We start from the raw sequence: 14,088 nt of genomic DNA, 5'->3' as shown, positions 1-14,088 counted from the left end.
GTCATGCTCTCGTTAAGGCAAAAAGCTGGAAGCCTTGGCTTGCCACTCGTTCACCAGAGCTTCCAGGCCGTGCATATGCTCTAAAATACGCCAGGCACCGACTTGAGTAAGGCGCGCCGCTTGATCAACATCCACATGGCTGGCGCCGACAAACCCAATCACGCACATACCCGCGGCACGGGCGGCGGTCACCCCGGCCACGCTATCTTCTACCACTAAGCAGTCCCGCGGCATTTGGCCTAAGTGAGATGCCGCCAATCGGTAGAGTGCAGGGTCGGGCTTGGGGTGCGCTACCTGATCAGCGGTAAAAATGGGCACCTCGCCAAACGCATCGGCCAACCCTGTGCTTGCCAGTGATGCCAATACGCGACTGCGTCGACTGTTGGAAACCACTGCCTTTTCCAAGGTAATGCCACGAACCGCCTTGTCGGCGCCGTCTATAGCTTTAAGCTCCTGCGCCAAGCGGGCCTCGATAGCCGTATCCACCTGCTCGGTGGCGTCCAATGGCAGCCTGTGGGCGCTTAACGCTTCGAGATGAGCGAGAATAGCCGCCGTGGTCATCCCCAGCGCTTGGCCTAGTTCCTGGTCGATATTCAGATCGGGCAGCCAGCGGGAGAGATACTCCACCAGCGTACCTTCAGCCAGCGCCTCGCTGTCGACCAGCACGCCATCACAGTCAAAGATGAGTGTCCTCATGCAGGCTCCTCAGAAGGCGAACCGGGCGCGCGGTTATCGTGTCGGGTTAGCCCTGCCAAGGGGTGCTGTTGCAAGCTAGGCAAGGCCAGGCCGCCAGCGTCAAACAGGTGGGCGCGCTCGGGGGCAAAGCCGAAATGCACTGTATCGTTGACCCGATAGGCCACGTCGCCATCGGCCATAATCGTGATCAGTTCGTCGTCCATCTGGACATAGAGCGAGGTTTGGCCACCTAGCCGCTCCAGCACTTTGATCTCGCCGCTCAGGGGCCCCTGCTCTTCGAGCACTAAGTGTTCCGGGCGAACACCCAGCTCAAGAGGGGCGTTGGCCTCCAGGTGCTGACCGTCCACCGGCACGCTGCGTTCACCGCCGCCGGGCATACGAATCCCCACGCCTTCAGGCGAAACGCTGGTCAGCGTTACCGACAGAAAGTTCATTTTCGGCGAGCCGATAAAACCTGCTACAAAGCGATTGCGCGGATGATGGTAGAGCGCCATGGGCGAGCCCACCTGCTCGACCACACCGTCGTGGAGCACGACGATTTTATCCGCCATGGTCATGGCTTCGATCTGGTCGTGGGTGACGTAGATCATGGTGGCGTCCAGCTCATCGTGCAGACGCGCCAGCTCGATACGCATCTGCACCCCGCAGCGCGGCATCCAGGTTGGAGAGCGGCTCGTCGAACAGAAAGATGCTGGGGTTACGCACAATCGCCCGACCAATCGCCACCCGCTGGCGCTGACCGCCGGAGAGCGCTTTGGGCTTGCGGTCTAACAGCGGCTCCAGCTGCAGAATTTTGGCCGCCTCCAGCACCTTGGCGCGTCGCTCTTCCTTGGGCACCCCGGCCAGGCGCATGCTGAAGCCCATGTTGCCCTCGACCGTCATATGCGGGTAAAGCGCGTAGCTCTGAAACACCATGGCGAGGCCACGGTCGGCGGGGCCAACGTCATTGATGCGCTGTCCGTCGATCAAAATATCACCGTCGGTCGCACTTTCCAGCCCGGCGATCATACGCATCAGGGTCGATTTACCGCAGCCGGAGGGACCAACGAAGACCACAAACTCTCGGTCATTGACCTCAAGGTCGATGCCCTTGATCACCTCGGTGTCGCCGAAACGCTTGGTAATATTGTTCAGTTGTAGTGTTGCCATGAGGAATATCCTTTACTTGACGGCACCAAAGGTCAGGCCACGTACCATTTGTTTTTGGGTCATCCAACCAAGTATCAAAATCGGCGCAATCGCCATGGTGGAAGCGGCGGACAATTTGGCCCAGAACAGCCCCTCAGGGCTTGAGAATGAGGCGATATAGGCGGTTAACGGCGCAGCACTTGAGGTCGTTAGGTTGAGACTCCAGAACGCCTCGTTCCAACTCAAAATGACCGATAGCAGGCCCGTTGAGGCGATACCCGGCAGCGTGAGTGGCAGCAGCAGAAAGAACACTTCCTGGAAGGTGGAGGCGCCGTCCATACGCCCTGCTTCAAGAATGTCTTTGGGCATATCCTTGAAGAAGGTGTAGAGCATCCACACCACAATCGGCAGGTTCATCAGGGTATAGATGATGATTAACCCGGTGCGGGTGTCGAGCAGCCCAACGTCACGGAAAATGAGATAAATCGGCACCAGCACACCCACCGAGGGCAGCATTTTGGTAGAGAGCATCCACAGCAGCGTGCCTTTGGTGCGTTTAGTGGGCAAAAAGGCCATGGCGTAGGCTGAAGGAATCGCAATCAGCAGCGCGAAGAACGTTGAGCCAAATGCCACCGCAACGCTGTTGAGCGCAAAGCGTGCATAGCCGGAACGCGCGTGCACGTCCTGGTAGCTCTCTAAGGTGGGCGAAAAAATCAGCGAGGGGTCGGCAATCGCCGCTGTTTCCGTTTTAAAGCCAGTCAGGATCATCCAGAAAATCGGAAAGAAGATCACCAGCGCCACCGACCACCCCAAAAGTGTCAGCAAGATGCGCTTGCTTTGCGCCGACCGCCACCCTGACACCGAGCGTGGCGCTGCGGTTTTGGAACTTAATGTTGTCATCGAAGTACTCCCAAGACACAAGTGCCGGTCTAATCTTCCAGGTTCTTGGCTACCATACGAACCAGGAAGATCGCCACGATATTGGCGAGAATGATCGCAATCACCCCACCGGCGGAGGCAGTGCCTACGTCAAAATCCAGCAACGCACGAATGTAAATCAGGTAAGCCAGATTGGTCGTCGCCAAGCCAGGCCCACCGGAAGTGGTGACGAAAATTTCGGCAAAGATGGTCAGCAGGAAGATCATCTCAATCATGATCACCACGCTGATGGCACGCTTTAGATGCGGCAGAGTGATAAAGAAGAAAATCGCCACCGGCCCTGCGCCGTCCATCCGCGCCGCTTCCACCTGATCCTCATCCAGCGATTGCATCGCAGTAAGCAGAATCAGCAGTGCAAATGGCAGCCACTGCCATGCAACGATGATCACAATCGACGTCAGCGGTAGCGAGGAGAACCAATCGACAGCGGGCAGGCCAATGGACTCAGACAACCACGCCAGCACCCCGTTAGAGGGATGCATCATCATGTTTTTCCACACTAGGGCACTCACGGTGGGCATTACAAAAAACGGTGAGATCGCCAGCACACGAGCGATCCCGCGTCCCGCAAACTCCTGCTGAAACAGCACCGCCAGCAGGGTACCGCCCACCACGGTAATCGCCAGTACCCATCCCACCAGCAACAGCGTGTTGCCCATAGCGGCCCATAGGGCAGGGTCGGTGAGAAGGTATTCATAGTTTTCCAACCCGGCAAAGCCAGTCATACCGGGCATTAGCAGGTTATAACGCTGGAAGGAGAACCATAGCGTCATACCCAGTGGCACAATCATCCAAAGCAATAGCAACGTTACAGCAGGCGCTTGAAGCGAAAGCGTCCGTAGCCCGCCGACCGTCCGGCCAGAAGCACGTGTTTTATTCATGGAAATACCTGCAGAAACAGTGTGGGGGCAATGCCTGCCGGGTTAGCCAAGGCAGGCACTGCGGGTCACATCAGTCTAGATAACCGGCACGCTGCATGGTGCGTTCGGTGGCACGCTGAGCACTGTCTAGCGCCTGCTCCACCGTGGTGTCACCGGTCAACGCCGCGGCAATGGTTTGGCCTACCTGAGTGCCGATCGACTGGAACTCTGGAATGCCCACAAACTGCACGCCCACATAGGGATTGGGCTCCAGGGTGGAGTCGGTAGGATCGGCGTCTTGAATAGCCTTCAGCACGAAGTCTGCAAAGGGGGCTGCTTCGGTGTACTGCTCATTGGCGTAGGTCGACTCACGGGTGCCTGGGGGTACGCTGGTCCAGCCTTCGGTTTCACCGACCAGCTCAATGTACTCTTGTGAGGTCGCCCAGGTAATAAACTCAAGCGCCGCTTCCTGATTCTCTGAAGAGGCTGGGATAGCTAGCGCCCAGGACCACAACCAGTGTGAGCCTTTGGGTGTTTCTGCCACGGGTGCTGGGGCAAAGCCTAAGCTGTCCGCCACATCGGACTCATTGCCGTCATACAGCTTGCCCGCTGCCGAGGTGGCATCTACCCACATCGCGCAATTACCGCGGGAGAACAGCGCCAGGTTTTCGTTAAAGCCGTTGGAACTAGCGCCTGGCGGGCCGTAGTCGTTGAGCAGATCGACATAAAACTGGATAGCGTTGACCCAGGCTTCAGAGTTGAGTTCAGGGTTCCACTCTTCGTCAAACCAGCGACCGCCGTAGGTATTCACCAGTGTGGAAACAAAGGCCATGTTTTCGCCCCAACCTGGTTTACCACGCAGGCAGATCCCTGCTACCCCCTCTTCACTGCCGTGCAGCTCGCCCGCCCACTCACGCACCTCTTCCCAGGTGGGCTGATCGCTCATTTCAATACCCGCTTTCTCAAACAGATCCTGACGGTAGTACATCATTGAGCTTTCGGCGTAGAAAGGCAGCGCATGCAACGTGCCATCCAAGCTCAAACCATCGCGCACTGAGGTCAGTAGATCGTCTTCGTTATAGTCGTCGGGCAGATTATCCAGGGGGGACAGCCAGCCGCGCTCTGCCCAGATAGGCACTTCGTAAGTGCCGATGGTCATCACGTCGAACTGGCCGCCATCGGTGGCAATATCGGTGGTCATCCGCTGACGTAGCACGTTCTCCTCGAGCACCACCCAGTCCAGGGTGATATCGGGGTGAGCTTCTTCGAAAGCCTCGGTGAGGCTCTGCATGATCACCATATCGTTGTTATTGACCGTAGCCACGGTAATTTCGGTTTGCGCCTGGGCATGGCCCGACATGGCAATGGCGGCCGCTAGCGTGGTAACGGGCAAGTGACGTGCGAGTCGCATAAAGCACTCCTATGGGCTGGTATTGGCATTGTTGTCGCCTTGATCTTATTGATCATCTATCGAACAAATGATCGTACGTAAGCCCAAAAAAAGCAAAGCCGATTAGCTTAGACTTTACGCTAATTCATTACCCCTAACGCATGTTGCAGTGCACCCACTTAGGTTTTAAAGACCTAGAGCGGTTTGAAAGCCCTAGAGTGCTTCAACGATCTGCCGAGCAGCCACTTCGTCAGTCACCAAGCCCTTCAGCCAGCCGCCGCGCAACGCGGCGTGAATCGCCGGGGCTTTTTCGCGGCCACCGGCAATCGCCACCATATGATGCTTACCAAAACGTTCCAGGGGAAGGCTGGTAACTCGCCGCGTAATCGAACAGTCGATCACCTCGCCGTCACGGTTCAGCGGCCAGCCTAGCAACTCCCCTACCGCTTTCAGTCCCAGCAGTTCATCCAGCTCGCTTTCGCTAATAAAATGGTCTTGAAACAGCGTGGCTTGGCGGTCGATGCGCCCAACGCCGATAAAGGCAGCTTCTGACTGCCGCGCCACATCGGCAATCGCCGTAAAGAGACGCTGGGCCAGCATTGCCTCTTTTTCAGCCAGCGACTCTGCCACCACCGGCGCGGGCAGTAAAAAGCGCTCACCACCGGTTTTATCCGCCATCACCATTACTGCATCGTAGCGGTTGGCCGAACCATCTCGGGCGACATTACCCACCAGCGACACAAAGCGATGCTGGGGCCGCTCAACACGACTAAGTGCTTCCACCGCTGCCCGCACCGAACGCCCGGTGCCTAGCGACAGAGTCAACGGTTCGCTGCGTTCAACCAGCTGCGCAATGCGCTCGGCAGCGGCGACTGCCAGGTAGGAGGCGGCGCCGTCGGCTGCGTGGCTATCGGCAGGTACCACTTCACAGAAGGTCAAGCCAAAGTGATCACGCAGCGTGCTGCCCAGCGCCATACAGTTAGAGATAGGATGATCAATATGTACTTTGACTAACCCCTCCTGGCGAGCCAACGCCAATAAACGCTGCACACCGGGTCTTGAGACACCCAGTTGGCTGGCGATCTCATCCTGAGTCATTCCACCTACATAGGACATCCACGCGGCTCTGGCCGCCTGATCCAGCTTTACCTCAAATTTATCCATAGGATGGCTCATCTAACAGTCGTGGGTAAACGTCATAAAAGCATCATCATACAAAGCCAAGCCCGCGACCAGTAGTCGCCTATCCGCTAACATAGCCAGAGTTCAACGTTTCACACTGGATTGATCGTTTGGAGGTACAGTATGTATAAGCTCGCATTTTTTGTCCCCGTAGAAGATGCCGAAAGCGTTAAGCAGGCGGTATTCGAAGCCGGAGCCGGGCGTATAGGAGCGTACGAACACGCCTGTTTTCAAACCCGAGGCACGGGGCAGTTTCGCCCAACGGAAGGCGCCCACCCGCACATCGGCTCGGTGGGCAGCTTGGAAAAGGTCGAAGAGTTCAAAGTCGAACTGCTCTGCGATGAAGCGCACATTCACGGCGCCATCGCGGCCTTGAAGCTTGCCCACCCCTACGAAGAAGTCGCTTATGATGTGTGGCAACTCGCCGACCTATAACCAGACTTTTAAATAAAGTATTACGCACTGCCAAAGTAACGCTCACGATCTTCTGGCGTTACCATGCTGATATGCAGCGGAAATTCATTGCGGGGGCGGTCGGCGTAAAAATGCTTGAGGGTGCGTTCAATCGTCATGAAGGCCAGCTCATCCCAAGGGATTTCATGCTCTTCGAACAGCGCGACTTCAAGGCTTTCCGGCCCGGCGCTGAAGCCGCCGACTAGCTCGGCACGAAAAATCATATACACCTGATTGATATGCGGCAGGTCAATCAGGGTGTAGAGGTTGGCCAGTTCGACCTCGGCACAGGCCTCTTCACGGGTCTCTCTGGAAGCTGCCTGCTGGGTTGATTCGGCATTTTCCATATAGCCGGCGGGCAGTGTCCAGTAGCCTTTGCGCGGTGAAATCGCCCGCTTACAGAGCAGTACTTTACTACCGCTGACGGGCAGCGTGCCGGCCACGATGCGAGGGTTCTGGTAGTGAATCGTGCCGCAGGCATCGCACAAGTAGCGAGGCCGGTCATCGCCTTCCGGGACGGCAAAACGTACTTTATCACCACACTGGCTGCAAAAGTTCATCGCGTATTCTCAACGGCTAGTGAATAGAAGCCTCGACGCGCTTGACGCCAATGACCGCTGCTGGGTAAAAGAGAACAAAGTAACGGGATACCCCATGTTAGAGAAACTGCGTAAACAGCTGCAACAGCTGACTCCTCAACGCTTGGATCACATCGTGATGCCCGAGGCCGCCGTGCTGTTGCCGATTGTCGAGCGCCCAGCGCCTACCTTGCTGTTTACCCGGCGGGCCAGCCATTTGAGCACCCATAGCGGCCAAGTGGCGTTCCCAGGCGGCAAGCGCGAGCCCTTTGATAGCGACCTTTACGCCACGGCACTGCGCGAGGCAGAAGAGGAGATTGCCCTCGACCCCGCTCTGGTGCAACCCCTGGGGCGGCTGTCGGACGTTATTTCGCTGCACGGTATTCGCGTTACCCCCTGGGTGGGCATTATTCCGCCGGATTTACCGCTGATTGCCGACCCCGGCGAGCTAGACGCTATTTTTGAAGTGCCGCTAAGTCACTTTCTAGACGATCACCGCACCCATACCGACGTGATTACCGTGGATGGCGTTGCCCACTACGTGCCCAGCTATCATGTGGACGGCCATGTGATCTGGGGATTATCTGCCATGATGCTGGTCGAGTTACTGGCCGAGGGCTTCGGTATGCCAATTGATTTATATCAGCGCCCCCAGGGGCCGCTGCGCCACCACCCTGAGCGCAAAAACCGCCTATCGACACCCTCGACAACCGTTTCCAGTTCGGCGCCATCGAGATCCAACCAATGACACCCAGTGTTGCTACATCTTCACCTGCGCTTCAGCCCACGACGCAGGTCGCTCTTGTGGATGCGCTGGTTGAACAGGGCTGGTATGTGGGCCGCGGGGTTATTGACCTGGAGCTATGCGGCGCGCTGAATAATGAGCTTCTACACCGGGCGGCCTATAACGGACTGGATGAAGCGGGCATTGGCCGCGGTCAACAGCACCTGCTGCGTAAAGATATCCGCGGTGACGCTATTCACTGGCTTGATCGAGAAAGCGCTGCCCAGCGGCGTTACTTAGACGCCATGAGCGAGCTACAGCAGGCGCTTAACCACGCGCTGTTTTTGGGCTTATTTGAGTACGAAGCCCACTTTGCCCACTACCCGCCCGGGGCTTTTTATCAGCGCCACCTGGATAGCTTTCGTGGTCGCGCTAACCGCGTGATATCCACGGTCGGCTATTTGACGCCGGACTGGCCCAGCGACGGTGGCGGTGAGATGGTGATCTACCATCCGGACGACCCCAGCCAAGAGGTCGCCCGGGTGGTACCCGAAGCGGGTACCTTCGCCTGCTTCTTGTCTGAGACCATTCCCCACGAAGTACTGCCTACTCGCTGCCCGCGTACCAGCATCGCGGGCTGGTTTCGGCGCAATGCATCGCTGGGTGGGGTGTTGGATCCAGCACGCTAGCGCTGCACGATCGTTTAGCTAATCGGCACAATCTGGCCATTCGCTCGCTCTAATATTTCACTTACCTGCTCGTAGTTGGCGCTGGAGGCACCACTACCGTCATGCTTTTCAATTAAGCCAACAACGTTTAACAGCGTTTCCATACCAAATACTTGTTCATCCGTCGCAGTGAAGGCTTGTATGTAACGCTTCCCCCCTTCACCCCAGCCGACTTTGATTGGTGAATCGATAATATTGACCTGGGTGCCTACCGGTACCCGCCAGAAGACCGACTCAATATCTTCCGGGTGCATTCGTATACAGCCACGGCTGGCACGCATACCGATGCCATCTGGCTGGTTAGTGCCATGGATCAGGTAACCGGGAATATCCAGCAAAATAGCGTATTCACCCAAGGGATTATCGGCGCCAGGGGGAACCACCGCAGGGGCTGGGTCGCCCCGCTCGGCGGCTTCACGACGAATCGACTCAGGTGGATACCAGGCCGGGTTTTCAAGCCGCATGGTGGTTTCGGTAATTCCCAGCGGGGTGTTATAAGCATCCCGCCCGATACCAATAGGGTATGTTTCGACCCGCGGCGTCTCGCCCTCTGCTACCTCGGGGTAGTAGTAAAGGCGTAGCTCTGCCACGTTAATCACAATGCCGCTACGCGTCTCATCGGGAAGAATATACTGCCCGGGATCGTCACCTCGGTGCCTTCTCCCGGTACCCAGAGGCTGGTATCCGGGTTGGCCATACGAATCTCTTCGTAGCCCACGTTGTGTGCCCGGGCAATATCCAGCAGCGTATCCTCTTCGGTCGCCGTGACGGTATACATCTGGCCCACCATATTGCCCTCTTCAGGCAGCAGAAAATGCCCTTTGGGCAGCTCGCTGCTATCGGCCACTGCGCTTGAGGCTAATAGCCAAGCGCCTAGCGCAACGCTACTGACGCAGAGCTGCTTAATAATCTGCAAAGGGTGGGAAGTCATGGTCTGGGGTCTCCTTTTTATGCGACCTCACTTTTATCAAACCAAGAATAAAAAGTGAGCCATTTGGGGACGAATATGAACACTGAACGAGGGCGGGTCAACTCGACAGACTGCCGCACGACGGCGCGGTGTAGGCCCATGAGGGCGGAACAGCAGCGGTTATGTTACTTAAAAGTTTCACTTGAAAGGTTGTATTTTTGAACACAGCGACTAATCTGATAGTCGTCTTGGCGCAGTGAAGCGCAAGATAGCGTCAATTATCCTAGTGCATTAAATAACCAGGGTAATTAACACACTTAGGAATAATAGTATCGGCGTTGCTATCGCTTATTTTAGACGAAGCCAATACCGCCACTATTGATTTATTCGGGTTGTTACGCGGAGTCGTTAAGCCCAATAAAATCGCAAGGAGCAAGCAAAATGAAAACGATCAAACCCGCTATTCTAGGTACGCTCATGGTTCCGGCCTTTATGTTTGCCGCTGGCAGTGTAAATGCTGAAGAGAGTACCACCATGGAAGCAACTTACCTGACGGAAACGCCAGAAAACACTTTCCATGCTGACGCTTTAACCGGCAACCAAGTCAAAAGCAGCGTCGAAGATGACGAAGATATCGGCACCATCACTGATCTGGTAATCGGTGAAGACGGCCAAATCAATGCTGTTGTTGTTGGCGTTGGTGGCTTCTTAGGTATGGGCGAGAAAAACGTCGCTATTGAATGGGACTCGCTTGAGCTGACCAAAAACGAAGATGACGATGATTATGTCATTACCGTTAATGCGTCAGAAGATGCGCTAGAAGCAGCTGAAGAGTACAATCGCAACGAAGACGAAGACAACAAATAAGCACCAGTCAGCAAATAAAAGCCTTGGCAATTGCCAAGGCTTTTTTAATGCCTATAACTTAAAAAAATACCTAAGAGGCTAAAATTAGTTTAGTCAACAAAATGGCTCGCGCACACTGTTTATACGCGAGCCATCTCTATTAAAAAACTATCTTCTTATAAGCAAATCACAGTCTAAAAAAAATTTAGGCCTTCAGTTTAGCCGTCATGCTAATATCCGCATTAAGTACTTTGGAAACTGGGCAATTCGCTTTAGCCGTTTCCGCTGCTTCCTGGAATGCGGCGTCGTCAGCGCCACTGATCTCAGCCTCCACGTCCAGGTGAATTTTCGAGATACTGAACCCAGCATCGCTTTGGGAAAGAGTCACTTTGGCGCTGGTTTCGATGGCGTCAGCGGTATAGCCTTTCTCGCCCAAAATCATTGAGAGCGCCATTGAGAAACAGCTGGCGTGCGCTGCGCCAATCAGCTCTTCGGGGTTGGTACCTTTTTCATCTTCAAAGCGCTTGCTGAAGGAGTACTTGGCATCTAAAACGCCACTTTCGGTTGAAACGGTGCCTTTACCATCCTTGAGACCACCTTCCCAACGTGCGCTAGCTTTACGATCCATGAACAACTCCTTGTGTGTGCGATTATGCATAGACATGTTATCAGACAAGGCCTAACGGCAGTTGCCGCTCGACCACCTAACCAGCGTAGCTGATTTTCTCCTGTTCTGCCGAACCCGTGCTTCAATCACTTCCATCCCCTTCTATTCGGCCTTAAGCTAGTTAGCTACCTAACTGGATCACCTCTTGAACGTTAAGGACTCGCCATGTCGTCGGCTGATGCGCTGCGCTTGCTACTGCTCTCTTCGCTATGGGGCCTGTCATTTATCTTTATGCGCGTGGCCGCCCCCGAATTCGGTGCAGTGCCTTTAGTGCTGGTGCGCATGGGCATTGGCGCGCTGCTATTGATGCCGCTGCTGATCAGCCTGCACTACCTGAGACTCATCTGGCAGCATAAGGGGCCGCTGCTGTTTTTAGGGGTAGTCAATCACGTACTGCCTTTTTCACTGCTGGCACTTGCCACCACGCGCCTTGAAGCGGGCTTTACCTCGCTGATTAATGCCACCACGCCGATTTTCACTGCACTAATTGGTGCGCTATTCTCGCTACGCTACCGCGATACAGCGCCAGCAGTACCTAGGACTTGCCTTGGCACTCCTGGGTGTTTATGTGCTCTCTGCCGATCGGCTCGATTTTGCCCTGGGCGGCGACGGCTGGTTCATTTTGGCCGTTTTAGGCGCCACGTTTTGCTACGGTATTGCGGGCAACTACTCAAAAACACGCCTTGGCCATCTACCAACCCGTGTGCTGGCCGCAGGCAGCAGCGCCATGTCGGCGCTGGTGCTGATGATTCCCGGCATATTGCTGTGGCCAAGCGAACCCATTAGCCCACTGGCGTGGGGCAATGCCTTGGCCTTGGCTGCGCTTAGCACCACGCTGGCTTTTCTGCTCTACTTTGGCTTACTCGCCAGCGCGGGCGCTACTGCCACCTCAACGGTCACTTTTCTGGTGCCGGTGAGCGCGCTGATATGGGGCTATCTGCTGCTTGGCGAAACGCTCAACCTTCAGATTATCGCCGGTATGGTGATAACCCTTATCGGCACGGCGATTGCCACTAAGCTGCTGCGCATTAAGCGTCGCGAGTCGCCGCCGCCAGTCTATCCCCCACACGAATAACGCTGCCTGCGCCTTCAAGCAGCGTGGCATTTTGGCCAAAATGCGCGCCTTTAAGGTTGGGTTGCGTATTGAGTTCAATCAAGGTTTTTAGCGGTTCAGCAGGGGCAGGCACTGCCGCCGTATGCTGATCGATGGTGGTGATTTTGCAGCGCTTACAGGGCTTACGTAACGCTAGCTGAAAGGTGCCGTTTTGCTGAGTCAACGTTGCCCAGCGATCTTCCGCCCACGCCTCGTCACTCTCTACGACGATATTAGGCCGAAAGCGGTTCATGGGCACAGGAGCATGCCCGCCTGCCACTAACGCTTGATTTAGAGCGTCTAACGACCCCGTAGTGGCAACCAAAAAAGGGTAACCGTCGGAAAAGTAGGTATGCGCCGCCCCGCCATCAAGGAAATCCTCTTCAACGGCACGGGTAAACTCGGTAGCAAAGCGCACCATGCTAAACCCCTGAACCTGCTCGCCTAGGGCGGCGACCAACCAGCGCGATACTTCATCGCTCTCCGGCAGAGCTTTGCAGTGGTCATTCCACACGCTGACCAGGCGCAAATTTCCCTCTGGCTCGGCCAGCGGTACGCTCATAGGCTCGACGTTAGGATGCGACAGCACCAAGTGCTCATCGGTCAGCGCGACCTCAACGGTGGCAAGCGCCGGGAGTTGGCGCTGGGTCACAAAACGCTGCTGCGCGTCTACCAGCATCCAGCGGCGATCCCAGGCTAGCCCGTGCTCTTGCAGCTCGCTTTGAGTCACGCTGATACCTTTTAGCGATTTGACGGGGTAAATATTGAGTTGAGTAATCTGCACGACGGCCTCGCGACAAAAGTAAAAGGCTACTTTAGTCATTTACGCCGCTAACGGCTACTTGATAACGCGCTCTATAAGGTCATCCCCACTTCAATACGATAGCCCAAATCAACCACTTTTTGGGTCTGCTTCTCACCGCGAAGCCGCGCTAATAGCTCCCCCGCAGCTGCTTCACCGATGGCCTGACGGGGGGTGACCACACTGGCTAGGCGTGGTGTCATTACATGGCCTACATCGTGGCCGTGGAAGCCCGCCAGCGCCATCTGCCCTGGTACGTCAATGCCCCGCCGCTGACACTCGAAATATGCCCCAACCGCGACGTCATCGTTGGTGCAGAACAGACCATCCGCCGTGGAGTAGTCAGTGATCACCTGTTGCAGCAGCGCCGCTCCCACACTGTAAGAGGAGCGCTGGGTGCTCTGCAGGGTAACGGGCGTCAAGCCGTGCTCTTCCATGGCACGGCGGTAGCCCTGTTCGCGCTGGCGAGTACGCTCATCCAAACGTACCGCCAGATATATCACCTGGCGCCGACCCCGTAAGATCATCTCGCTGACCATGTCGTAGGCGGCTTGAACGTTGTCGTAGCCCACCGCCTGTTGTAGCGGGGGGCGGTGGGTGTCCATGATTTCCACAATTGGAATACCGGCGGTTTCCAGCATTCGCAGGCTGCGCGAAGTATGGTCACGATCTGACAGAATAATGCCGTCGACATTATAGGAGAGCAACGAGGCCAGGCTGCGTTCTTCAAGCTCGGGGCTATAGCCATAGTGAGAAAGCATCAGGTGATACCCCGCCGGCTCCGTCAGCGTTTCGATACCGAGGATAACATCGGCGAATACCTGGTTGGTAAGCGATGGTACCAGCACCCCGATAGAGTGGCTGGTCGATCTGGAAAGCAGATCCGGCGCACGGTTGGGAATATAACCAATCTGTTCGGCAATCGAGAAGATGCGTTCGCGCAGGCCTTCCGAGACCGTTTCAGGGTCACGTAGGCAGCGGCTTACCGTCATTTTGGTAGCCCTACGTGGTCGGCAATATCCTGCAGGGTGGGACGTTTTTTCTTCAAAAAGTAACTGCCTTATTCAAGGTGTAAGCATTGAGGTCTTCCCT

At 55.9% G+C, this 14,088-nt stretch carries 12 protein-coding genes and 4 pseudogenes; 5 read left to right on the top strand and 11 right to left on the bottom strand.

What is annotated here, in order from left to right; translation table 11 throughout:
- Window positions 1-12: 12 nt before the first annotated feature.
- The 6 genes and pseudogenes from FDY98_RS06295 to FDY98_RS06270 all read right to left on the bottom strand — a co-directional run bounded on the left by FDY98_RS06295 (window position 13) and on the right by FDY98_RS06270 (window position 6,177).
- Window positions 13-696 carry an HAD family hydrolase gene (locus FDY98_RS06295; protein ID WP_027959776.1) on the bottom strand — a complete coding sequence of 228 codons (684 nt, stop codon included), beginning with the start codon at window positions 694-696 and terminating at the stop codon, window positions 13-15.
- Window positions 693-1,845 (bottom strand): annotated as a pseudogene (locus tag FDY98_RS06290) (ABC transporter ATP-binding protein). Before FDY98_RS06290 ends, FDY98_RS06295 begins: the two are co-directional and overlap by 4 nt.
- A 12-nt stretch (window positions 1,846-1,857) precedes the next feature.
- Window positions 1,858-2,724 carry a carbohydrate ABC transporter permease gene (locus tag FDY98_RS06285; protein WP_035538561.1) on the bottom strand — a complete coding sequence of 289 codons (867 nt, stop codon included), beginning with the start codon at window positions 2,722-2,724 and terminating at the stop codon, window positions 1,858-1,860.
- Window positions 2,725-2,753: 29 nt separating this feature from the next.
- On the bottom strand, window positions 2,754-3,644 hold the full coding sequence (locus tag FDY98_RS06280; RefSeq protein WP_009287276.1) for a carbohydrate ABC transporter permease: 891 nt from the start codon (window positions 3,642-3,644) through the stop codon (window positions 2,754-2,756).
- 70 nt (window positions 3,645-3,714) lie between these two features.
- Window positions 3,715-5,034, bottom strand: a complete 1,320-nt coding sequence (locus tag FDY98_RS06275) for an ABC transporter substrate-binding protein (protein ID WP_022520499.1) — start codon at window positions 5,032-5,034, stop codon at window positions 3,715-3,717.
- 192 nt (window positions 5,035-5,226) lie between these two features.
- On the bottom strand, window positions 5,227-6,177 hold the full coding sequence (locus FDY98_RS06270) for a sugar-binding transcriptional regulator (protein ID WP_022520500.1): 951 nt from the start codon (window positions 6,175-6,177) through the stop codon (window positions 5,227-5,229).
- Window positions 6,178-6,318: 141 nt separating this feature from the next.
- On the opposite strand from FDY98_RS06270, the gene FDY98_RS06265 reads away from it, so the two are divergent.
- Window positions 6,319-6,630 (top strand): hypothetical protein, encoded by a 312-nt coding sequence (locus FDY98_RS06265; RefSeq protein ID WP_022520501.1) that lies wholly within the window; start codon window positions 6,319-6,321, stop codon window positions 6,628-6,630.
- A gap of 20 nt (window positions 6,631-6,650) precedes the next feature.
- Here the strand turns inward: FDY98_RS06265 and FDY98_RS06260 are convergent, their stop codons facing one another.
- Entirely contained in the window at window positions 6,651-7,208 is a 558-nt protein-coding gene (locus FDY98_RS06260; protein WP_022520502.1) for an NUDIX hydrolase, read from the bottom strand.
- A gap of 94 nt (window positions 7,209-7,302) precedes the next feature.
- On the opposite strand from FDY98_RS06260, the gene FDY98_RS06255 reads away from it, so the two are divergent.
- On the top strand, window positions 7,303-7,974 hold the full coding sequence (locus FDY98_RS06255) for a CoA pyrophosphatase (RefSeq protein ID WP_022520503.1): 672 nt from the start codon (window positions 7,303-7,305) through the stop codon (window positions 7,972-7,974).
- The gene (locus FDY98_RS06250) at window positions 7,971-8,639 is read left to right on the top strand and encodes a 2OG-Fe(II) oxygenase (RefSeq protein ID WP_022520504.1); all 669 of its coding nucleotides are present in this window, start codon (window positions 7,971-7,973) and stop codon (window positions 8,637-8,639) included. The genes FDY98_RS06255 and FDY98_RS06250 overlap by 4 nt, the downstream gene beginning before the upstream one ends.
- Window positions 8,640-8,653: 14 nt before the next feature.
- Here FDY98_RS06250 and FDY98_RS06245 read toward each other — a convergent pair.
- Window positions 8,654-9,609, bottom strand: a pseudogene (locus FDY98_RS06245) (L,D-transpeptidase family protein).
- A gap of 420 nt (window positions 9,610-10,029) precedes the next feature.
- Between FDY98_RS06245 and FDY98_RS06240 the strand changes: the two are divergent.
- The gene (locus FDY98_RS06240) at window positions 10,030-10,455 is read left to right on the top strand and encodes a PRC-barrel domain-containing protein (RefSeq protein ID WP_027959780.1); all 426 of its coding nucleotides are present in this window, start codon (window positions 10,030-10,032) and stop codon (window positions 10,453-10,455) included.
- 184 nt (window positions 10,456-10,639) lie between these two features.
- On the opposite strand, the gene FDY98_RS06235 is transcribed toward FDY98_RS06240, so the two are convergent.
- Window positions 10,640-11,062 carry an OsmC family protein gene (locus FDY98_RS06235; RefSeq protein WP_027959781.1) on the bottom strand — a complete coding sequence of 141 codons (423 nt, stop codon included), beginning with the start codon at window positions 11,060-11,062 and terminating at the stop codon, window positions 10,640-10,642.
- Window positions 11,063-11,266: 204 nt separating this feature from the next.
- Between FDY98_RS06235 and FDY98_RS06230 the strand changes: the two are divergent.
- Window positions 11,267-12,176: pseudogene (locus FDY98_RS06230) on the top strand (DMT family transporter).
- Here FDY98_RS06230 and FDY98_RS06225 read toward each other — a convergent pair.
- Window positions 12,130-12,978, bottom strand: coding sequence for an MOSC domain-containing protein (locus tag FDY98_RS06225; RefSeq protein WP_027959783.1), 849 nt, complete (start codon window positions 12,976-12,978; stop codon window positions 12,130-12,132). The pseudogene FDY98_RS06230 and the gene FDY98_RS06225 overlap by 47 nt on opposite strands.
- A gap of 71 nt (window positions 12,979-13,049) precedes the next feature.
- Window positions 13,050-14,044, bottom strand: a pseudogene (gntR, locus tag FDY98_RS06220) (gluconate operon transcriptional repressor GntR).
- Window positions 14,045-14,088: the final 44 nt, after the last annotated feature.

This window comes from Halomonas sp. PA16-9 (assembly GCF_009728585.1).
GTDB classification, from domain to species: Bacteria; Pseudomonadota; Gammaproteobacteria; order Pseudomonadales; family Halomonadaceae; genus Vreelandella; species Vreelandella titanicae.
Note: the sequence above shows the minus strand (reverse complement) of the source record. Positions and strands in the feature narration are given on the sequence as shown.

Coding starts and splice junctions, on each gene's coding strand:
- FDY98_RS06295 (WP_027959776.1), bottom strand. CDS start 696: ATGAGGACACTCATCTTTGACTGTGATGGCGTGCTGGTCGACAGCGAG.
- FDY98_RS06285 (WP_035538561.1), bottom strand. CDS start 2,724: ATGACAACATTAAGTTCCAAAACCGCAGCGCCACGCTCGGTGTCAGGG.
- FDY98_RS06280 (WP_009287276.1), bottom strand. CDS start 3,644: ATGAATAAAACACGTGCTTCTGGCCGGACGGTCGGCGGGCTACGGACG.
- FDY98_RS06275 (WP_022520499.1), bottom strand. CDS start 5,034: ATGCGACTCGCACGTCACTTGCCCGTTACCACGCTAGCGGCCGCCATT.
- FDY98_RS06270 (WP_022520500.1), bottom strand. CDS start 6,177: ATGGATAAATTTGAGGTAAAGCTGGATCAGGCGGCCAGAGCCGCGTGG.
- FDY98_RS06265 (WP_022520501.1), top strand. CDS start 6,319: ATGTATAAGCTCGCATTTTTTGTCCCCGTAGAAGATGCCGAAAGCGTT.
- FDY98_RS06260 (WP_022520502.1), bottom strand. CDS start 7,208: ATGAACTTTTGCAGCCAGTGTGGTGATAAAGTACGTTTTGCCGTCCCG.
- FDY98_RS06255 (WP_022520503.1), top strand. CDS start 7,303: ATGTTAGAGAAACTGCGTAAACAGCTGCAACAGCTGACTCCTCAACGC.
- FDY98_RS06250 (WP_022520504.1), top strand. CDS start 7,971: ATGACACCCAGTGTTGCTACATCTTCACCTGCGCTTCAGCCCACGACG.
- FDY98_RS06240 (WP_027959780.1), top strand. CDS start 10,030: ATGAAAACGATCAAACCCGCTATTCTAGGTACGCTCATGGTTCCGGCC.
- FDY98_RS06235 (WP_027959781.1), bottom strand. CDS start 11,062: ATGGATCGTAAAGCTAGCGCACGTTGGGAAGGTGGTCTCAAGGATGGT.